This window comes from Corynebacterium sp. LaCa_282 (genome assembly GCF_057198125.1).
In genome coordinates, this window is record NZ_CP191095.1 from 2,120,653 (window position 1) to 2,141,134 (window position 20,482).

The window sequence follows — 20,482 nt, forward strand, 5'->3', positions numbered from 1 at the left end:
AGGAGAAAATCATGACTTCTCGCACTGACGTTGCTTCCTATATCGACCACACCCTACTCAAGCCAGAGGCCACCCCGGAACAATTCCGCGCCTTGGTAGAAGAGGCCACCGAGCTTGGCACCTACGCCGTATGCGTCTCCCCTTCCGCCCTGCCGCTCGAGACCCCAGAGTCCCTCCACGTCGCCACGGTCGTGGGCTTTCCTTCCGGCGCCGTCAAGCCGGAAATCAAGGCCGCTGAGGCCGCCCGCGCGGTTGCCGATGGCGCCGAAGAAGTAGACATGGTCATCAATATCCCGCTGGCCATCGAGGGCCGCGCCGAGGAGCTGCAGGCAGAAATCCAGGCCGTGCGCGATGCCACCCCAGGCAAGGTGCTCAAGGTCATCATCGAGTCTGCCGCGCTTTCCGATGCCGCCATTGTCCTCGCCTGCCAGGCCGCCGCTGCCGCCCAGGCGGACTTTGTCAAGACCTCCACCGGCTTCCACCCCGCCGGCGGCGCCTCCACCCACGCGGTCAAGCTCATGCGCGAGACCGTGGGCGACAAGCTGGGCGTGAAGGCTTCTGGTGGCATTCGCACCGCCGAGGATGCCCTCGCCATGATCGAGGCCGGCGCCAGCCGCCTGGGGCTATCCTCCTCCGCCAAGATCCTCGAGGAGCTTTAAGCCATGTCTGTGGATAAGACCTTCGATATCGAGTACGCCCGCACCTGGGCCGAACACGATCCGGATGCGGACACCGCCCGCCAAGTGCTGACTTGGATTGAAGAAAATAACTCCGAAGAACTCGCCGCCGCCTTCGCGGGTCCCCTGAACTTTGGTACCGCGGGCCTGCGCGCTGCCGTGGGCGCGGGCGAATCCCGTATGAACCGCGCCGTGGTCATCCGCACCACCTACGGGCTTATTACCTGGCTCAAGCAGCAAGTCGATACCCCGGTCGTGGTCATCGGCTGCGATGCCCGCCACGGCTCCGCACAGTTCCAGCGCGATGCCGCGCAGGTTATCTCCGCCGCCGGTGGCAAGGCCCTGGTCCTGCCTGCACAGAACCCAACCCCGCTGACCGCTTTCACGGTCCGTTCCCTGGGCGCGGACGCCGGCATTATGGTTACCGCCTCCCACAACCCGCCTGCCGATAATGGCTACAAGGTGTACCTGGGTGGCCGCGTTGCCACCGGCCCGGACGAGGGCGTGCAACTTATTTCCCCAGCCGATAAGGAAATCGCCGCCGCCATTGCTAAGGCCCCCTATGCCGACGAGGTCCCGCTCACCTCCGATCACATCGAGGACGTCGATACCCGCGCGGAGTACCTCGACCGCACCGCCGCGTTGGTCGGTGACAATACCGATATCACCATTGCGCTGACCGCCATGCACGGCGTGGGCGCCGAGCTGGGTAAGGAACTGCTGTCTCGCTGCGGATTTACCGTCTCGCTGGTGCCAGAACAGGCCGCTCCTGACCCAGATTTCCCCACGGTTTCTTTCCCCAACCCGGAAGAGCCCGGCGCCCTAGACCTTGGCATCCAGCATGCCGAGAAAATCGGTGCCGATATCCTTATCGCTTACGACCCCGACGCCGATCGCTGCGCAGCCGCTGTGCCTACCGATGGCACCTGGCGCCAGCTCAGTGGCGATGAAACCGGTGCCTTGCTTGGTGATTACCTCGCCCGCCGCGGCGCTACCGGTAACTTCGCCAACTCCCTCGTATCGTCCCGCCTGCTCGGGCGCATCGCCGCGCACTACGGCCTCGGCCACGAGGAAACCCTGACCGGTTTCAAGTGGATCGCCCGCACCCCGGAGCTGGCCTTCGGCTACGAAGAAGCCATTGGTTTCTGCCCCGATCCCAACGCAGTGCGCGATAAGGACGGCATCTCCACCTCCGTGGTGCTCGCCAGCCTCGCTGCTGAATGCAAGGCCGCTGGAAGCAGCCTCCTGGACCGCTTGGATGATATCTACGCCATGGTTGGCGCCCTCCACACCCAGCCGCTGACCTTCCGCGTCGAGGACTTGAGCCTGATTACCCAAGCAATGGACAAGGTCTCTACCACCCCGCCGACGGAGCTCGCCGGCTCCCCGGTGTCCAAGGTGGAAAAGTTTGCCCAAGGCTCGAAGTTCTTCACCGATAACGATGACCGCGTCATCGTTCGTCCCTCCGGCACCGAGCCCAAGCTCAAGTGCTACCTAGAGTCCCCCGACGCCGGTCGCCTCGATGCCATCGCGGCCGATCTGCGCGATTATTTCGGGCTCTAATCCGCCCGCTTACTGAAAACAGGTTTATGGGCCAGCAGGATTTCGCCACCATAGCGCGAATCTGCTGGCCCATAAGGCTTTATAAGGCGGGCTGAGCACAAGGGCTCTTCTTTCCCTACGCGGGAAGCGCCCCACTCGGGCGGGCCCTCATGCCATCAGGTCGATTACTTAACATCCAAGTATTCGACTAGTTCTTCCGCGATCTTTTTCGCACCCGTTGGGCCAAGGCCCAAGAACCAGAGGTCATCGCTGACGCGGAAGGCCTTGCCTTCCTTCACCGCTGACAGATTCTTAAATTGTTCGGATTCAACAATTTTGTCCTCACCAGTGGCCGATGGATCGCCATAGCTGGAGTAGAACAGGTAATCTCCGTCTGCCTCAGAAATGGACTCTGGAGAAATCTCCGCTGCCAGCTCATCAATGTCCTGGTTTTCAGGGCGAGCCAGTCCTGCATCGCGCAGAATAACACCGATAAGGGACTTATTGGCGTACAAGCGGATCTTATCCGGCATGAACCGAAGCATGGAGACCGTCGTGTCCTTCGGCATCTTCTCCTTGACTTTAGCCAAGGTATCCGCATAGTCATTGAGGATATCGACAGTCTTCTCCTCTTCACCGAGCGCATCACCGATCAGCCGGAAGTCTTCCTTCCATGGATATCCTGGGCGGATAGCCAACACGGTCGGCGCGATATCGGAAAGCTGTCCGTACAGATCGTCCACGCGCAGCTGGCTGCCCACGATGAGATCGGGCTTGAGCTCTGCGATTTTTTCGACGTTTACCTCCTGAATGGTGCCCACCGAAGGTACGTCTTTCACCTTGTCAGCCAAGTAATCCGGCACTGGATTCGCACCCTTAGAGGTAACCATGCCTACCGGCTTAATCCCCAAGGACAGCACAGAGTCGAGCTCACCCATGTCCAGCACCACTACGCGCTCTGGCTTCTCTTTAATCTCAGTTTCACCATTGGCGTGTTTGATGGTGCGCGGGAACTGGCCGGGCTCAGCATCGGTTCCCAACTTGGCGGTTTCTTCATCTGCGGTACCAAAGCGCTCACCGCTATGGGAGACGCTTTCATTGCCCGGACCGCCTTTGGAATCGTCATTTTCGGCAGCACTGCAAGCAGACAGTGACAAGGCAATGGCGACGGCGGCAGCCATGCTTGATAGCAGGCGTTTTTTGTTGAACACTATTTCTGACATAATGGTTAGCCTAAGCTAACTTACTTATTTATTGAAAATAATATGACGCATACCAAATCAACGCTCCCCCCAATGGGTGTACAGAATGCACGTCGCCGCAGGTGGCGGGTCGGCGCCTTCCTTGCACTTGCACTTCTGCTAATGGTGCTTCTGATTGTGCTCAGCCTATTCATCGGCGCGCAGTCTTTTAGCCCCTCTGAAATAGTCGCAGGCCTCCGCGGCGGCCCCGGCAGCAGCACGGCTGGAGACATCCTGTATGAGCGACGAATCCCACGCACCGTCGCCGCCATCCTCGCGGGTACTGGGCTCGCGGTCGCCGGTTGCATTCTCCAGATCATCACCCGAAACCCGCTGGCAGATACCGGAGTATTCGGCATGAACGCCGGCGCTGCCTTCGCGGCCGCGCTCGCGCTTAGCGTATTCGGGCTATCTTCACCCCTAGCTTTTACCGCCGCCGCCTTGATCGGTGCGGGTGGCACGATGCTGTTAGTTGCGCGCCTAGGCCGAGACATCTCTGGCGCCATTGATCCGCTCCGTATCGTGCTTGCCGGCGTGGCGTTAAGCGCTGTATTCGAAGGCCTTTCTGAGGGCATGTCGCTCCTAGATCCGCAAGCCTTTGCCCGAATAAAGGCATGGATGGTGGGCAGCATGGATATTGCTTCTACCACCCCGCTTTATCTCATGGGGTGTGGATTGGCCGTCGCCGCAGTGATGTTGGTTTTCCTAGCGCCCCGCCTGACCGTCCTACCGCTGGGTGAACACGCTGCAGAAGCACTTGGCATCAACGTAGCCCAAACCCGCGCATTGGCCCTCTTTGTTGTGTCTTTGCTCGCCGCAACGACCACTGCCGCAGTCGGTGTCTTAGCATTTGTCGGCATGCTTGTCCCCCATTTGGTTCGCCAAGTAGGCATCACCAATGAGCGCGATCAGATTTGGATTAGTGGGTTAATCGGTCCAAATCTGCTTCTCTTCGCCGACATTATTGGGCGGCTTATCTTGCCCGGCGAGTTACCCGCCGGAGTAACCGTCGCGATAATCGGTGCTCCTTTCCTCATTTTCCTTGCACAACGCAAGCAGGTGGTTCTATGAAGACCACAGACCTAAATGCCACGAGGACCGCTACCACCTCGGTACGCACCATCGCTGCGCGATACCGCCGCCGCGAAACAATCGTGCTTTTTGTGGGCATCGCCGCAGTCCTTCTCGCTGCCGTCGTAGCGCTGACGTACCCTGGCGCAGGACTAGATCGCGTGTCGGCTTGGCAGGCGCTCATTCACCCCGACTCCGGCTTCGGCACCACCGTAATCTACGAATGGCGCTTGCCCAGAGTCACCGCTGCCATCGTGGTAGGGGCTGGCCTCGCTATCGCCGGCACACTTTTTCAGACCGTAACCCGCAACCCACTGGGTTCGCCCGACATCATTGGTTTTAACACCGGTGCCTATACCGGGGTGATCGTGGTGAGCTACTTAGGGTTTAGCAGTTTTATTAACGTCGCATTAGGAGCGGTGATCGGAGGCGGGATCACCGCGCTGATCATCGTCGTCCTGGCCCTGCGCAGACAGGTAAGCGGCATGCGACTCATCCTGGTCGGTATCGGAGTCTCCCTTACGCTCTCCGCGGTCAACCGTTACCTCATCTTGAGCGCAGATTTGGACACGGCCATGGCTGCGGCCACGTGGGCTGCTGGTTCGCTCAACGGCATTGAATGGATTTTTGTCGGCCCAGCGGCCATCGTGCTGGCACTAATCATCGTGCTAGCTTTCACGTTGAGGTCGCGTTGCGAGGCCCTAGAGCTTGCCGATGACACCGCCTACTCCCTCGGCCTAAATGTAACCCGCACCCGCCTTGTTCTAGTGTTCCTCTCTGCCCTTTTAACAGCACTGTGCACCGCGCTGGCCGGTCCGATTTCTTTCGTAGCCTTAGCGGCACCACACCTGACAAGGTTCCTTACCGGTGGCCAACGAGTCAGCCTCCCTGCTGGTGCACTTATCGGCGCCACCTTGCTATTGGTCTGCGACATCATAGGGCAACAGCTTTTCCACCCCACCATGCTTCCGGTTGGCGTCGTAACCGTCACCTTGGGCGGCACGTATCTGATCATCCTCATGCTCTTCGCGCACCGCACCTACCGCAGGTAATTTTGAAAGGACTTTTCCCATAATGGCTTTCCCAGATTCAGACAGCGATGGAGACATCGCGGTAGCAGTACAGGGCGCTACCATCACTTACGGTGACTTCACCGCCGTAAACAACGTAAGCGTGGACTTCCCACGCGGAAAGTTTACGTGCATTATTGGCCCCAATGGCTGTGGCAAATCCACGCTTCTGCGCGCTATGGCGCGAGTATTGCCCACAGAGGCAGGCACTATTTCCTTAGCAAACAAACAGATTGATTCTTTCGGCCGCAAAGAATTATCGCGGCGCATCGCGCTCATGGCCCAAGATGCAATAGCCCCTGAACACCTCACCGTGACGGAACTGGTAGCACGTGGCCGGTTCGCACACCTAGGGCCGCTAGGGCAGCGCAGCAGCCAAGACTTCGACAAGGTATCCCAAGCAATATCGACGGTGGAACTGGATTCGCTGGCTGACCGGCGAATGAATGAATTATCCGGCGGTCAACGCCAACGCGCTTGGTTGGCCATGGCGCTAGCCCAAGACACCCCAGTGCTCTTACTAGATGAGCCCACAACCTTTTTGGATTTGGGCTATCAGCATGACTTGCTCACTCTCGTGAGAAACCTCAGCAAAAACGAGCACAAAACAGTCATCGCCGTAGTACATGACCTCCAGCAAGCGATACGATTCGCAGACCACATAGTTGCCATGCAAAGTGGTGAGCTGGTGGCACATGGCAACCCTGAAGACATCGTTACCGCAGAGTTGATCGAGCAACTTTATGGCTTACCCGTCGAGGTCACCAGGGCTGGACGCCAAGGGCGCACAGTTATCGTTCCAGATTAGGACTTAATGACAGAATATGTTGTTGATTTTGCCTCGTTAGAGGGGCTGAACTGGCGCTATTGATCCTGTTGCGACCTTTTGTGAGGATAGGTGGTCCTCCGCGGGGAGAGAGGACTTGACCGTATCCGGCTGGAAACAAACCATCAACCAAATGGCCGTGGACTTTACCAACTGCTTCGACAAATACCTGTAAACCCAACCTCACACACAACTTGACACGCGCGCCCTAGGAGATAACAAAAGCCAGAGCCCAAGTCTGGGAATAAACCCCAGTTATTTCTTTGATGTAAGATGCTGCGAAATGGTGCAGGGCAAAAATCTTGCCACTCATTGAAAAGTGGAGTGTGGAGTATGAAAACTGAGTGGAGCTCATCAGCTTTCGGGGGCTATATGAATTCTCTTTTGAAAAGATATTTCGCCGAAGAAAACGTAATTTCCCCCGAGGCTGTCGAGCTTAGAGCAGCCTGGAGAACGTCCCGGTTCGTCTACTGCGTATTTTCTGTAAAATCCACCCGAGGGATTGCGTATCTTGGTATGGAATTGCCCCCGATACCGAGTACTGGAGGTGTCTCTTCGGAGGAAGATACCGCTGCAAAAGGTTGGGCAGATAAACTTGCTGGCGAGTACTTCGCCGGGGATTTGGACTACGACTCAGGAGATAAAATCGAGTGGCTCGGGAAAGCTAGCAACAACGTTCCTCAGCATTTTATGGAATTGACAAGGATGAAAGCAGACAAAAAGGAAGACTCAGAGCTTTATATTCCGCTAACGAATCACGGCTAATCATTTCTTGAGACTCATAATTTTTAGTCCAAGCCCTTTTCCATGTTAAACCATTGAGGATTAATACATCATTTTTCCTCATTATCCGGCCATACCGTCACTGCTTTGTATGTGTAGTAGACACATGCCACGAATACAACAATATTTCCAAAGATGATCCACTGCGGTATATCATTCGGCAGAACTATCTCTAGAACAGCACTCACAAAGCACATCATTGCAACGTTTGTACTCAACGCAATGATCAGCATTCTACGTCCAAGGCCCATTTTTATCCCCTTACTTTTTCGTGTTTCCTATATTTATCCGCACTGGTCAGCGGCTGTTATGATAGAACCAGATGCGCTTGCCATGGTAGCTGCAGCCAGCGTAGGACCAATAGGGCCTGTGAGCGGTGCAGAGACGACCCCGACTGCAGCTGCTGTAGTCCCTCCGATCCCTACGAGGATGGTCCCCGCACACCCAGCAGCAGACCGAGTCTGAATGAGGGTTGCGTCGACCAACTCTGGATCAACATTCGTCGAGTACTTTGCAGTGATCTGGTCGCCCCCAACCGAGTATTCGATGTTTACTTTCCCTCCAGTGTTGAGAGTCTTTGAAGTGAGCAGAGCTTCTTCTCCGCTATTCGGGCTTTCTACAAACATCGTGTCTGCTTCTTTACGATCAATACCATTTACTACTTCAGCGGAGTATCCACTCTTATCAGTTTCATTGATAAGGAAAACCTCCTTCTGAATTCCCAAATAGGAAGAAACTCAAGTAAATGATAAAAACTTCGATTGCCCTTCGCAAGACATAACTGGAATATTCCCTTTTGTCGTTTAACCCAAGCCGATGGAGTCACTCCATCGCGCTAACCACGACGAAGCCCCACAAGCTTGTGCTTGTGGGGCTCTGTGTTGTGCCAGGTAGAAGATTCGAACTTCTGAAGGCAATGCCGGCGGATTTACAGTCCGCTCCCTTTGGCCGCTCGGGCAACCTGGCATGCACTCTGTGGTGCGTGTATGTACTTTACTATGAAGCACCCACCTACCTCCAAATCGCCAGCGCAGCGGGGAGAAATGGGGTGTGTAGGAGGGGTGCAGGCAAGCAGCTAGCCCACGCGGCGAACGGTGTAATCCGCGAGCTGGCGCAGCGCTTGGCTAGCGGAATTTTCCGGCAGCACGGAAAGCTGTTCTTCTACGGTGCGTAGGTAGGCGTTAATGTCCTCTAGCGCCCTCTGACGGCCGCCAGACTGGCGCAGGAGATCGATGGCACGCTCGACCTCAGCATCGGTTTCTAGGGGGCCTGTCAGCAGCTCACGCAGCTGGTCGCCCACCTCGCCGTCTTCTTCCAAGGCGTAGAGGACTGGGAGGGTAAATACGCCCTCACGCAGATCCGTTCCTGGGGTCTTTCCGGAATCTTCCGGATCGGAGAAAATATCGATGACGTCATCGACGATCTGGAAAATCATGCCGATGGCGCCGCCGATGCGGTACAGGGCCGCAGCGTGGTCGGCCGAGGCGCCGGAGTGGTACGCGCCGAGGTAGCCGGCCGAGGCGATAAGCACCGCGGTCTTTTCCTGAATAACGGCCATATAGTGGTCCACGGGGTTGGCTTCACCGGCACCGATGGTCTCGCGCATCTGGCCGGTCACCAGCTCTTCAAAGGTATCCGCGAAGTGGCCTACGGTATGGGTATCTAGTTGGCTCATCAGGCGGGAGGCGTGTGCGAGGAGGGCGTCGCCAGCAAGGATGGCTACGGAGTTATTCCACCGGGCGTTGGCGGATTCCACGCCGCGACGGCGATCCGCCTCATCCATCACATCATCGTGGTACAGGGTGGCAACGTGCACCATCTCCACAACGGTGGCGGACTTAATAACCTCTTCACAGCCCGGATTGGCGCCGTACTCAGAGGCAAGCAGTGCCATCATCGGACGAAAGCGCTTGCCACCTGCCTTAGACAGATGGCTTACCTTGTCCTTCAAGAAGTCCTGGCCGCGGTCAGTTTCACTGCGCAGCTTTTCTTCTACTGCTTCCATGCCCGCGCCAATGCGTTCATTAAGCTGTGGATCACCAAGATCCACGTGAGTGGCATGCGAGTGGCCGTGAGTCATTAAATAGCGTTCCTTGCAATTAAAAGCCAGAGATAATCGTTTATCTACCGTAGTCCAAACCAGCCCCCTTAACACACTTGAGGGGTTGAACTAGTGCAATGATAGTCCCTATGTCGGAACAGATCGATTCCCCCCGCCCTGTCGAAGTCGCCATCATCGGCGCAGGACCCGCAGGAAGTGCCGCGGCCATCCACGCCGCCCGCGCTGGCTATGAGACTGTCCTCATTGATTCATCCACCTTCCCCCGCGATAAAACCTGCGGCGATGGGCTCACCCCGCGGGCAATGCACCAGCTAGACAAGCTCGGCATCACCGTTAACGCCTCCTACCGCAACCGCGGGCTCAAGCTGCACGGCTACGGCGGGGACGTCACCGCCCCGTGGCCGCAGACCTACCCTTCGCAGGCGGGCACTGCCCTGCCGCGCTTTAGGCTCGATGCGCAGCTGGTAGAGGCTGCCACCGCCGCAGGTGCCACGCTTATATCCGGTACCCCCGCAAGCGCCCCGGTGATGGAGGGCAACCGGGTGACCTCGTTTCGCATCGGCGAGCAGATTATTCGGCCGAAATGGCTCATCGTGGCCGATGGCGTGCGTTCTACCTTTGGCAAGCAATTGGGCCGCACCTGGCACCGAGACGAGGTCTATGGCATCGCCGCGCGCTCCTATGCCGCCTCCCCTCAAGCAACCGAGCCGTGGATGCACTCGCACGTGGAATTAAAAGATGAAGATGATGCAGTCCAGCCCGGCTACGGGTGGATTTTCCCGTTGGGTGCAGAGCTAGGGCAGGTCAATATCGGCGTCGGCGCGCTATCGACCGCGCAGCGGCCGGCCAAGATTAATACCAAAAAGTTGCTAGAGTTCTACGCCGCCCAGCAGCGCGCGGAGTGGGGCCTTGGGGACATCGAACACGTCACCTCTGCCCTGCTGCCCATGGGCGGGGCGGTCTCTAATGTGGCGGGGGCCAATTGGATGCTCATTGGCGATGCCGCCGCCTGCGTCAACCCCTTAAACGGCGAGGGCATCGACTACGGCCTCGAGACCGCTGCGCTCGCGGTAGCCATGCTCGGGCCGAAGGATTTCACCCTCGCGTGGCCGGCCACCCTGCGCGAGCACTACGGCGAATCCTTCCTGCTTGCGCGCACGGCCGCCCGCCTGTTGACCTACCCGCAATTCCTGCCCGTGGCGGGCCCATTGGCGCTGCGCGGGCCGGTGGGCCGCTTGCTGATGCCCGCCGCAGCCCGCCTTATGGGCAACCTCATCACGGAGGAGGACCGCGACCTTATCGCCCGCCTGTGGCGCATGGCGGGCCGCAGCGTAGGGGCCGTCCGGCGCGATACGCCCCTGTGGGCCTCCACCGCGGCGGTCTAGGCGGGCTACAAGGGGTTACTGTGGGGCATCGGCAAGCGGCTTCGTTGCCGAGTGCAAGGCAACGATACCCAGGGTGAGGTTTTGCCAGCCCGCGTTGGCCCAGCCATTGCGGTTGATGGCCGCCGCCAATTCCTCTTGTCCAGGCCAAGCGCGGATGGATTCCGCGAGGTAAATATAGGCATCCGGGTTGGAGGAGACCACGCGCGCAACCGGGGGCAGCAGGCGCATGAGGTATTCCTTGTACACGGTGCCAAATACCGGGACGATGGGCGTGGAAAATTCCGCCACCGCCAGGCGCCCGCCCGGTTTGGTCACGCGCGCCATTTCCCGCAGGCCCAGCTCGTAATCGTGGATATTGCGCAGGCCATAGGAGATGGTGACGGCGTCAAACGTATTATCCGCAAAGGGCAATTTCATGCCATCGCCGGCCACCTTGGGCACATCGCGCTCGCTTCCGGCGGCGAGCATGCCGCGCGAAAAATCGCAGGCTACGCACCACGCACCGGATTTAGACAGCTCTTCTGTAGATACCGCGGTTCCGGCCGCGAGGTCGAGGACCTTCTCCCCCGGCTGCAGGTTAAGGCGCTCGCGGGTACGCTTGCGCCAGCGCTTGTCCTGCCCAAAGGACAAGACGGTATTGGTGAGGTCGTATTTTTCGCCGACGGCGTCAAACATGCGCGCGACGTCGAAGGGCTTTTTATCCAGATCTGCCTTAGACACAAATGCCTAGTCTAGGCTACGCGCGCCCCAAGGGCACGAGCCGCCCACCGTGGCAGCTCTGGGCGCTGCCCCAAAATGGTCAGCGGCACCCGGCGGGTATCTTCTAACACCTCTTCGTAATAGCCCACCAGCTGCTCGCACAGCGCGGTCCACGTCTTAGAAGAAATGGAGGCGCGAGCATTATCCCGCAACTCCGCATGGATCTCTGGGTTTAAAAGCGCATCGACGGCATTGGGCAGGTCCTCGACAAAGCTATCCACGTCTAAGAGCAGGCCGTTATAACCTTCCTGGATAAGATCCACGGGCCCGCCTGCCCGCGGGCCGATGGTGGGCACGCCAGAGGCCTGGGCCTCCTGGATGGACTGGCAGAAGGTTTCAAATTCGCCGGCGTGCACAAAAACATCGAGCGAGGCATAGGCCTGCGCCAGCTCCTCACCGCTGAGCGCGCCGGTAAACACGGCGCCGGGAAGCTGTGCCTCCAGCAGAGGGCGCTCTGGGCCGTCACCAACAATAACCAGCTGAATATCCTCGCGGCCATTGAGTGCGGACAAGCGGTGCACGCCCTTTTCCGCGGCCAAGCGGCCGACGAAGCCGACGATGTTCTTCTTTCCACTGCGGTCCCAGCTGCGGCGCAGGGACGCAGAGCGCTTTTTGGGATGGAATAGCTCGGCATTGACGCCGCGGCCCCAGTGGCGCACGTGCTTGATGTGGTGTTTTTCCAAGTCCCGGATGGTCAGCGAGGACGGTGCCAGGGTCATCTGGCAGGAATTGTGGATGGTACGCAGCCACTCCCACACGCCATAGGCCAATGCGGAGGCGTGGTACTTGGTGGCGAACCCGGCGACATCGGTTTGGTAGAGCGCCACTGCCGGAATGCGCTGTTGGCGGGCCGAAAATGCGCCCGCTGCACCGAGCACAAACGGGCTAGCCAGGTGGATGATATCGGGCTTGAACTTCCGCAGCGCATCATCCACGGCCGTGGTCGGCACGCCCACTGGCAGCGAATCCACCAGCGGCACGCGCACGGTGGGCACGCGGTAGATGGGAAAGCCTAAATAATCGGGGATTTCTTCTTGGCCCTCGCGGGCACCGGGGGCGATGACAATCGCATCGTGTCCGGTTTCGTGCAGGTGCTCCAAAACGCGCAGCACCGAGTTTGTCACGCCATTGACATTGGGGAGGAACGATTCGGCCACGATTGCAACTCGCATGCCACCATAATGGCTTATTTTTCTCGGCCTTTGGTGAATCCAATGAAAAATCTAGGTAAATTATTTTTCAGCCCGATTTTCAGCGCGGCGGGTGGTCACGGTAATAAGCCGCCACAACCCCACGGCGGCAAGCGTAGACACGATGGCCACAGACAGCGCCGGTATGACCGCCAAGGTCCACTCGCGGCCTTCTACCTTCACCAAATCCGGGTTATCCTCGGCGTACTGCACCCATACTTGCTGGCCCTCGCCCAGGTCCGTGGGATAGAGCAAGCCTTGCCGCGGGGAATGATAAATCCCGTCGCTATCTTGGAAATCCACGGTGGTGCGCAGCGCGCCGACGTCCTTGACCGTAGCCAAGGCCCGGCTAGGCTGCGCGGAAATGGCGCGGTCATTAAGGAAGGGCCCTACCACCAGGCCCACCGAGCCCACGATCAGCGCCACATAGACGGCCAGCACGAGCTGGTGAAGCCGGCGCCGAAAAACCGCGGGCCTATAGCGCGGGGACACTTACTGGCCCACCTTCTGCGTGAGCTTATCCTGCAGCGCCCGGCGCGTAGCACGGGTGGTCTGCGCCTCTACGATGGTGATGCCCGTGGAATATTCCTTGAGCTCTGCCAGGGTATCCAGCAGCTCCTGCGGGGTGGTCACCAGGCGGTAGTCTGCGTCATAAGCCTCTGCCAGCTTGTCGATGCCCACCCCATGCGGCGTTCCAAAGGCCGGCTCGAAGGCATCGCGAAGCGCGGGCGCGCCTTGCTCCAAGGTCTCGAAGATGCCGCCGCCATTGTCATTGGCCACCACGATGGTGAGGTTCTCCGGCCGCGGCTGGTCCTCCGGGATCAGCAGACCGTTGGCATCGTGCAGGAAGGTCACATCCCCTACCAGGGCCATCACGCGTGGGGCGCGCCAATTGGTGGGATCCAGCGATTGCGTGGCCAGGGCCACGCCGATGGCTTGGGAGACGGTGCCATCGATGCCCGCCACCCCGCGCGGGGCGTAGGTATCCACGCCGTCGAAGGGCAGCCCGATGAGGGAGGCATCGCGCACCGGATTCGAGGCGCCGAACACCACCGTGTCATTGACCGCAAGCGTATCGCCTACCGCCGCCGCTACGTGCAGGCCGGTAAACCCGAGTTCTTCGTCTTCCAGGGTTGCGCGCACGGCCTCGCCAGCCATGTCGGTCGCGCCCTGGCAGATCTTGAGCCACTCGCGGCTTGGCTCCCCGGTGACCTTGACGGTGGTGCCAAGGCGCGCGTTATCCCCGCGCTGGTTGGTAAAGTCCGCCGTGCGCGAGAGCACCACCAGGTCGATATCTGGGTCATTCATCAGCGCGAGCACCCCGCGGTGCAGCGTGGGGTGGCCCACCACGATGACCTGCTCAACCTTGGTATTGACCACGTAGTCATTGGCGGAGACCTGCGCCTTGCGGAAAATATGCGCCGCGGCCGGGTGCACGGGGTGGAAGGGTCCCGGCGCGGAGGGCTCCGCGATGGTCGGCACGTCTTCCAAGCCCTCGACCTCCCAGGCCTCATCGCCGGCGATGACGAGGGTATTTTTACTCAAGTCCACAGCGACCTCGCCGTGGTCATAAAACCGTGGGGTGGCCGCGCGAGTGCCATCGCCGCCGACTCGTTCCGGCAGGCTATCTCCTACCAGCGGCGCGTCAAAGGCGATATTGATGTGCACTTGGAGGTCTTGTGTAAACCGCTCCGCAATGGCGGCGATATCTTCTTCCGCGTTGACCTGGGTGGTATCCGCATAGACGCCGAAGATGCCGTCTTGCACGATGGTTTGGGAGGCGCCGGTACCGATCAACCGTTCTGGGCGGTCCGCGCTAATAATGGCAAGCGGGGTATGCGAATAGTGCGCCTCAACCATCGCGGGCAGCGTATTGGCCACGGCCGTGCCGGAGGTCATCACTACCCCGACGTGGCGGTGCTGCACGCGCGCCATGCCCAAGGCGGTAAACGCGGCGCCGCGCTCATCAATGCGGGTGTGCACCCGGATATCCTCGCGCGCCAAGAGCGCAAGGGACAGCGGTGCGTTGCGGGATCCCGGGCACAGCACCACATCAGTAAGGTGGCGCGCCAATTGGGCGGCCACCTGTTCAGCCAGCTGCATCGATTCATTCATGCTGCCAGATTTTACCTATTGCGGCGCAGCGGCTGGCAATCGGCAATCGGCAATCGCGCCGCGCCCTGCCGCGCCGCCGAGCCGCCGCGCCACTCTGCCGCTACTACTGCCTAGCCCTGCTGCTGGTTGCCGCTATCGCCAAACAGATCCCGCAAGAGGCGCTCCACGTCGAGGTCATCGCCTTCTTCCAGGCGGTCCTGGATTTCCGGTGGCAGCTCGGTAGGAATATCTTCAGGGAGTTCGTCCTGCAGCTTTGGCAGATTGCGCAAGCGCTCAGAGATTCCAGGGCCCGCATCCTCGGTTTCGGTCACCGTGGTGGGCACCTTCGTGGTCGTGGTTTCCGTCACCGGTTCTGGCGCGGGCTTATCGGCATCGCTCGCGGCATTGCGCCACAAGAAGAACAGGGCGCCCGCCGCCAGGATGGCCACCACGGCGATGGCGGCGAAGACCCCGGCCATCCCGCCGTTCTTCTTTCCCCTGCCGCGCTGGTCCGGGTCATAGTCCGACGGCACCGGCTCATATTGCTGCTGGGAGTATTGCTGCTGGCCATACTGTTGTTGGCCGTACTGCTGCTGGCCATACTGCCCGCCGGGCTGCTGGTAGTTTTGTTGGTAATTCTGCTGGTAATCGGCGTTCGCGTCGAATTGCCGCGTCTCATTCTGCGGCTGCTGCGCGCCCGGGAAATACTGCTGTGGTCGCTGGTTGCGGGCGTTACCGGCCGCATTATCTGGGACGCGGCCTATCTGGCGCGTGGCATCCTCGGCCGGGCCAGACCACTGGCGGGTCTCGTCAGTGCCGCGGCCATCATCATGAGAGCCTTTTCGGCCATTGGAACCGTTTTCACCAAAGCCATTATTTGTCATGCCTACCAGATGTACATCATTTTCCTGTGAGTTCCCAGGGAGTCTCCCAGATGCCAGCGCCGAACCGAGGGAGAGGGTGCTAGCCCTGAGGTTGGCGCGCCCGCAGCGTCCTGCCGGTCGCGGTATCTTCAGCGGCCAGCTGACTTGGGGTGGCATCCGCGATGATCTGCCCGCCGTCTGCACCGGCGCCAGGGCCCATCTCAATGATGCGGTCCGCGCTGGCCAGAACGTTGAGATCGTGTTCGATGACGATCACGGTATGCCCGGCATCGACAAGCTTGTGCAGCTCCGCATTGAGCAGGGCAATATCGGCCGGGTGCAGGCCGGTTGTGGGCTCATCCAGCATGTAGACCGTGTGCCCGCGCCGCGAATTGCGGGAGCGCTGCAACTCCGTGGCGAGCTTGATGCGCTGCGCCTCGCCGCCGGAAAGCTCCGGCGCGCCTTGTCCTAAGCGGAGGTAGCCCAAACCCACGGCCTGCAGCGTGGCGATGGCCCGGTGGATCTTTGGTTCCTCGGCAAAGAACTCGGCGGCCTCGTCCACGGTGAGCTCCAGCACCTCTGCGATGCTGCGCCCGCGCCAGGTCACCTCGAGGGTCTCATCATTGAAGCGGGCGCCGCCACATTGCGGGCAGGTGGTATAGGACCCCGGCAAAAAGACCAGCTCTACCTCGATTTTTCCGGCGCCACCACAGGTAGGGCACTGGCCCTGCTTCACGTTGTAGGAAAAGCGCGAGACCGTCCACTTGCGCTCCTTGGCCTCTGGGGTGGAAGCAAAGAGCTTGCGCACGTTATCGAAAAGGCCGGTATAGGTGGCCAACGTGGACCGCGGGGTGCGGCCAATGGGCTTTTGGGAAATCTGCACCAGCCGGGAGACCTTATCTAGGCCCTCTACCCCGGCGAGCGAGAACTCGTGGCCGCCCTCGTCCGCATCGTCTTTATCCTCATCAGCCACGGCGGTGGCGGACTCCTTGAGGGTTTCTGCCAGCACGGTGCTCACCAGCGTCGATTTACCGGAGCCCGAAACCCCGGCCACCGCGGTAAATTGCCCCAGGCCAAAGTCCACATCGAGCCCGTCGATGCTGCGCGCGGAAATGCCGCGCAGGCGGAGGTGGTTGGAGGGGGTACGGGGGGCATCGGCAAGCGCGAGCTCCCGCTGCGCCAAGGCGCGGGCGGTGGGGGTATCGGCGTCGTAGTCCTCGACCGGCCCGGAATAAACCACCTTGCCGCCGCCCTCACCGGCGTAGGGGCCAACGTCCACGAGCCAATCCGCCTGGGCCACCAGATCCATATCGTGTTCTACCAGCAGCACCGAATTACCGGCGTCAATAAACCGGCGGCACATCTCCAGCACCGCCCCGCGCTCATCGGGGTGCAGGCCCGCGGACGGCTCATCGAGCACGTAGGCCACGCCAAAGAGGCCGGAACGCAGCTGGGCGGCGAGCCGAATGCGCTGCAATTCACCCGCCGAAAGGCTCTGGGTGGGCCGGTCCAGGCTCAGGTGCGCTAGCCCCAGCTCTAGGGCGGAGGTTAGCGCCGGAAGCACCTGCTTGAGCAGCAGATCCTCAGCGGAATTCTCCTCCGGTTCCTGCGCGCTGAGCACCTCATAGACCTGGTCCAGCGGCAGGGCGCCCAGCTTGTCGATGCTCATGCCCGCATACGTCACCTTGAGTGCCCGCGGGTTCAACCGCCGGCCGTGGCAGGTATCGCACTCGCGGGATTCCATGAAGGACAACGTGCGCTTGCGCAGCGATTCTGATTGGGTCTCCTGCAGCGTCTTGGTGAGGTAGCTGGCTACCGAGCGCCACGTGCCCTCATAATTGCGCTGAATCTGGTCCGCGCCGCGCAAGGGCTTCACAGTGACCACGGGGCGTTCTTCCGTAAATAGGATCCAGTCGCGATCTTCCTGCGGCAGGTCTTGCCAAGGCGAATCCAGGTCATAGCCCAAGTTCATGAGGATATCGTGAAAATTCTTGCCCGCCCACGCACCGGGCCAGGCCTTAATGGCGCCTTCCTCAATGGACAAGGTGGGATCGGGCACCATCGATTGCTCGGTGGGCTCGTGCACCACGCCCGCGCCCTGGCACTGCGGGCACATGCCCTCTGGGGTATTTGGTGAAAAGGCATCCGAGTAGAGGCCCTCAGGGTTATCCCCGGCGCGCGAGTACAATAAGCGCACGCTATTAGATAGCGCGGAGACCGTGCCCACCGTGGAGCGCGCCCCGCCGCCAGAGGTGGATTGCTGCAGCGCCACCGTGGGCGGCAAGCCCTCCACTTGGCTTACCTGTGGGTCCACCGCGGAGCTAATGAGCCGGCGCGCAAACGGCGCCACCGATTCCAGGTAGCGGCGCTGCCCTTCCCCGTGGATGGTGCCAAAGGCCAGGGAGGACTTTCCGGAACCAGAGACTCCCGTCACCGCCACGAGTTGGCCGCGCGGCATATCCACATCGACGTTGCGCAGGTTGTGTAAGTGGGCATCGCGAACCTTGATTGTCATGACCACAATCCTACCCGCGCACCAGCTTCCTAAGGCAACGCTTCGGCCCGCCACCCCCGCCGCGAATTGCCTACCGATCTGTCTACCACTCAGCCCGCCCAAGAATTAATTTCACGCCTGCCCGGGGTGTTCCGGCTGGCGAGCGCGCCCTGCCAGCACCAAGCTGCCGCCGGTGCATATTTCGCCGACACTCTTGCTGATAGACTTCATTGTCTATTATGACGATTCCGCTTGGTCTATAAGCTAGAAGGTAGGGCTCCGCGTTGACCGATAACACTTCATCCATCGCGCTGATTGGACTTGGCCCCCGCGGCATTTCCGTCCTCGAGCGCCTCGTGGCACAACTCAATACCGTGTCCCACCCGCCAGAGAAGCTAACGCTGCACCTTATCGATGATGCCCAGCACGGCGGCGGCAAGATTTGGGATATCAACCAGCCCAAATACCTGTGCATGAATACCTTCGCGCACGGCATGACGCTGTTTTCTGAGCCCAACTCCACGGTGGAGGCCCCAGTGGTGGAAGGCCCCACCATCTACGAGTGGATCCGCCTGACGCTTGGCGGTGCCCACGTGTCCCCCGGCGCCCGCGATTACGTCGCCGCCCATCCGCTGGATCCGCAGGTGCTTGAGGAATTCGGCCGCGCAGAACTGGAGAAGCTGCGCCCCGAATCCTATTTGCCGCGCGCGCTTTACGGCCACTACATCCTGTGGGTCTTCCGCTCCGTCTTGCAGGATGTACCAGGCTGGGTAGAGGTCAAGCAACACCACGCCCGCGTGGTGGATATTGCTTCCCGCGATGGCGCGGATATTTTGTACCTCACCGACGACACCACCGTTGAAGCAGGCTCCACCTTGGCGGTTACGGGCTGGCAGAACCAGGGTTATACCGAAAACGAGCGGTGGATTCTCAGGATCTTGGAAGAAAACCCCAGCCTGCGCTGGATCCGCGCCGATAACCCCATTGACCAGGGCGTTGACTCCATTAAGGACAATGAGAAGGTCCTCGTGCGCGGGCTTGGCATGGGCTTTTTCGATATCCTCATCCTGTCTACGGTGGGCGGCGGCGGTAAATTCGTCGAGGATTCCTCCAAGCCTTGGGGCATGCGCTATGAAGCCACCGGCACCGAGCCCACTTTTGCGGCCGCCTCCCGGCGCGGCTATCCCTTCCTGCCGCAATCCGATGAAGGATCGCTGCCACCGGCAGCGAAAATCCCGCGCCTGAAAAAGGTCGTCGCCGAGCTGTCCCACCGCACGGGCCCGCGCTCCATCAACTATGACACTGAGGTGTGGCCTGCAGTCGCCCGCGATGCCTACCAGGCCTATATCGATACCCTCGTCCGCGTCGAGCCGGAGAGCCTGCGCACCTCCCGCGAGGACATCATTGCCGCCCTCGATGCCACCCCGGTGGATGCAGGGGTGGCCTATAACGGCCTAGCCCAACTGGATGAGGTCATTAAGCGCCATACCACCAAGGATTTCAGCCTGCTGCGCTGGATGCACCTGCTCACGGAGGATTTTTCCAGCCAGCAGGAGCTCACCGAGCACATCGTGCAGAGCCTGTGCGAGGACCTGGCAGAGGCCCAAAAAGGCCCGGATAGTCCGGTGCGCGCCGCCCTGTGGTCGGTCGGTTTCTCCCGCAAACCCACCCAGGTCCTCGGCGCCGAGGGTCGCTATACCTTGGAGTCGCGCCACCACATGTTTGATAAGGCCATTACCTTGGGCCAAACCACGTGCTCCGGCCCGCCGCCCTTCCGCACGCAGCAATTGCTGGCGCTTGTCGATGCCGGCATCGTCAGCTTCGTCGGCGGCAACCCCGTCTTGGGCACGAATGCCGATGCCGACGAATGGACCATGAGCTCCAGCGCATCCGGCGGCAAGCGCATCCCGGGCACCACGCTTCTCGATGCCTGGGTACACAAGCCCGACATCCGCCGCACCCCTCACGATTCCTTCATGCACTCCCTCGTGGAATCCGGGCGCGTGCGCGCGTTTACGGAAACCGCAAGCGATGGCATCGAGGTACCCACCGGCTCGCCTGCTGAGGACCCCGATACCCGCCAGGTCCACAACGCCGACGGCACGGTGGATAAGCGCCTGCACCTCGTGGGAATCCCCGCCCACGCCGAGTACCCGGATACCACCTTGGCCCCGCCCATTCCGGGCACGGATTCGTGGTTCATCCAGGAAGCCGATAAGGCCGCCGTGCACGCGGCCCAGGTAGCACTCGCGGGGCAAGCGTAGCTAGCAGCGAGGGGGCAGGCAACCGCCTGCCCATTACGCTGTTAGCAGTTCCGTTCAGAGGAGCCCAGGATTCATACTCCTAGCCCCATGCTGGGGCAGGTTATGTTTATCTGCGTTCGGACCTGACCCCCATTTGGTGGACACCTGATATCCAGCCCAGT

At 60.4% G+C, this 20,482-nt stretch carries 17 protein-coding genes and 1 tRNA gene; 8 read left to right on the top strand and 10 right to left on the bottom strand.

Going from position 1 to position 20,482, the window contains the following annotated elements; genetic code table 11:
- Window positions 1-11: 11 nt before the first annotated feature.
- Together deoC and ACP8KU_RS09960 are read left to right on the top strand one after the other, a co-directional pair.
- Window positions 12-659: a deoxyribose-phosphate aldolase gene (gene deoC / locus ACP8KU_RS09955; protein WP_237791533.1), complete on the top strand. Its 648-nt coding sequence runs from the start codon at window positions 12-14 to the stop codon at window positions 657-659.
- A gap of 3 nt (window positions 660-662) precedes the next feature.
- Window positions 663-2,240: a phospho-sugar mutase gene (locus ACP8KU_RS09960; RefSeq protein WP_484483660.1), complete on the top strand. Its 1,578-nt coding sequence runs from the start codon at window positions 663-665 to the stop codon at window positions 2,238-2,240.
- Window positions 2,241-2,404: 164 nt separating this feature from the next.
- Here the strand turns inward: ACP8KU_RS09960 and ACP8KU_RS09965 are convergent, their stop codons facing one another.
- Window positions 2,405-3,442, bottom strand: a complete 1,038-nt coding sequence (locus ACP8KU_RS09965; RefSeq protein WP_284623443.1) for an ABC transporter substrate-binding protein — start codon at window positions 3,440-3,442, stop codon at window positions 2,405-2,407.
- Window positions 3,443-3,583: 141 nt separating this feature from the next.
- On the opposite strand from ACP8KU_RS09965, the gene ACP8KU_RS09970 reads away from it, so the two are divergent.
- From ACP8KU_RS09970 to ACP8KU_RS09985, 4 genes are all read left to right on the top strand, one after another.
- Window positions 3,584-4,531, top strand: coding sequence for a FecCD family ABC transporter permease (locus ACP8KU_RS09970; RefSeq protein WP_284644526.1), 948 nt, complete (start codon window positions 3,584-3,586; stop codon window positions 4,529-4,531).
- Window positions 4,528-5,583, top strand: coding sequence for a FecCD family ABC transporter permease (locus ACP8KU_RS09975; RefSeq protein ID WP_023028254.1), 1,056 nt, complete (start codon window positions 4,528-4,530; stop codon window positions 5,581-5,583). The genes ACP8KU_RS09970 and ACP8KU_RS09975 overlap by 4 nt, the downstream gene beginning before the upstream one ends.
- A gap of 22 nt (window positions 5,584-5,605) precedes the next feature.
- On the top strand, window positions 5,606-6,409 hold the full coding sequence (locus tag ACP8KU_RS09980; RefSeq protein WP_284644528.1) for an ABC transporter ATP-binding protein: 804 nt from the start codon (window positions 5,606-5,608) through the stop codon (window positions 6,407-6,409).
- 351 nt (window positions 6,410-6,760) lie between these two features.
- Window positions 6,761-7,192 (top strand): hypothetical protein, encoded by a 432-nt coding sequence (locus tag ACP8KU_RS09985; RefSeq protein WP_237791539.1) that lies wholly within the window; start codon window positions 6,761-6,763, stop codon window positions 7,190-7,192.
- A gap of 302 nt (window positions 7,193-7,494) precedes the next feature.
- On the opposite strand, the gene ACP8KU_RS09990 is transcribed toward ACP8KU_RS09985, so the two are convergent.
- The 3 genes from ACP8KU_RS09990 to ACP8KU_RS10000 all read right to left on the bottom strand — a co-directional run bounded on the left by ACP8KU_RS09990 (window position 7,495) and on the right by ACP8KU_RS10000 (window position 9,290).
- Window positions 7,495-7,935 carry a hypothetical protein gene (locus ACP8KU_RS09990; RefSeq protein WP_237801719.1) on the bottom strand — a complete coding sequence of 147 codons (441 nt, stop codon included), beginning with the start codon at window positions 7,933-7,935 and terminating at the stop codon, window positions 7,495-7,497.
- A gap of 159 nt (window positions 7,936-8,094) precedes the next feature.
- Window positions 8,095-8,176, bottom strand: a tRNA-Tyr gene (locus tag ACP8KU_RS09995).
- 109 nt (window positions 8,177-8,285) lie between these two features.
- Window positions 8,286-9,290: a polyprenyl synthetase family protein gene (locus tag ACP8KU_RS10000; protein ID WP_284644530.1), complete on the bottom strand. Its 1,005-nt coding sequence runs from the start codon at window positions 9,288-9,290 to the stop codon at window positions 8,286-8,288.
- 98 nt (window positions 9,291-9,388) lie between these two features.
- Here ACP8KU_RS10000 and ACP8KU_RS10005 point away from each other — a divergent pair, with 98 nt between their 5' ends.
- On the top strand, window positions 9,389-10,657 hold the full coding sequence (locus ACP8KU_RS10005) for a geranylgeranyl reductase family protein (protein ID WP_484483661.1): 1,269 nt from the start codon (window positions 9,389-9,391) through the stop codon (window positions 10,655-10,657).
- Between the two features lie 15 nt (window positions 10,658-10,672).
- On the opposite strand, the gene ACP8KU_RS10010 is transcribed toward ACP8KU_RS10005, so the two are convergent.
- The 6 genes from ACP8KU_RS10010 to ACP8KU_RS10035 all read right to left on the bottom strand — a co-directional run bounded on the left by ACP8KU_RS10010 (window position 10,673) and on the right by ACP8KU_RS10035 (window position 18,078).
- Window positions 10,673-11,377: a demethylmenaquinone methyltransferase gene (locus ACP8KU_RS10010; protein ID WP_023016699.1), complete on the bottom strand. Its 705-nt coding sequence runs from the start codon at window positions 11,375-11,377 to the stop codon at window positions 10,673-10,675.
- Window positions 11,378-11,388: 11 nt separating this feature from the next.
- Window positions 11,389-12,588 carry a glycosyltransferase family 4 protein gene (locus ACP8KU_RS10015; RefSeq protein WP_484483662.1) on the bottom strand — a complete coding sequence of 400 codons (1,200 nt, stop codon included), beginning with the start codon at window positions 12,586-12,588 and terminating at the stop codon, window positions 11,389-11,391.
- 60 nt (window positions 12,589-12,648) lie between these two features.
- Window positions 12,649-13,098: a DUF3592 domain-containing protein gene (locus ACP8KU_RS10020; RefSeq protein ID WP_237791543.1), complete on the bottom strand. Its 450-nt coding sequence runs from the start codon at window positions 13,096-13,098 to the stop codon at window positions 12,649-12,651.
- On the bottom strand, window positions 13,099-14,721 hold the full coding sequence (gene menD, locus ACP8KU_RS10025; protein WP_484483663.1) for a 2-succinyl-5-enolpyruvyl-6-hydroxy-3-cyclohexene-1-carboxylic-acid synthase: 1,623 nt from the start codon (window positions 14,719-14,721) through the stop codon (window positions 13,099-13,101).
- A gap of 110 nt (window positions 14,722-14,831) precedes the next feature.
- Window positions 14,832-15,584 (bottom strand): hypothetical protein, encoded by a 753-nt coding sequence (locus tag ACP8KU_RS10030; RefSeq protein WP_237791545.1) that lies wholly within the window; start codon window positions 15,582-15,584, stop codon window positions 14,832-14,834.
- A 79-nt stretch (window positions 15,585-15,663) separates the two neighbouring features.
- Window positions 15,664-18,078, bottom strand: a complete 2,415-nt coding sequence (locus tag ACP8KU_RS10035) for an excinuclease ABC subunit UvrA (protein ID WP_484483664.1) — start codon at window positions 18,076-18,078, stop codon at window positions 15,664-15,666.
- Window positions 18,079-18,341: 263 nt separating this feature from the next.
- Here ACP8KU_RS10035 and ACP8KU_RS10040 point away from each other — a divergent pair, with 263 nt between their 5' ends.
- Window positions 18,342-20,321, top strand: a complete 1,980-nt coding sequence (locus ACP8KU_RS10040) for an FAD/NAD(P)-binding protein (RefSeq protein WP_484483665.1) — start codon at window positions 18,342-18,344, stop codon at window positions 20,319-20,321.
- The last annotated feature ends 161 nt before the right edge of the window (window positions 20,322-20,482 follow it).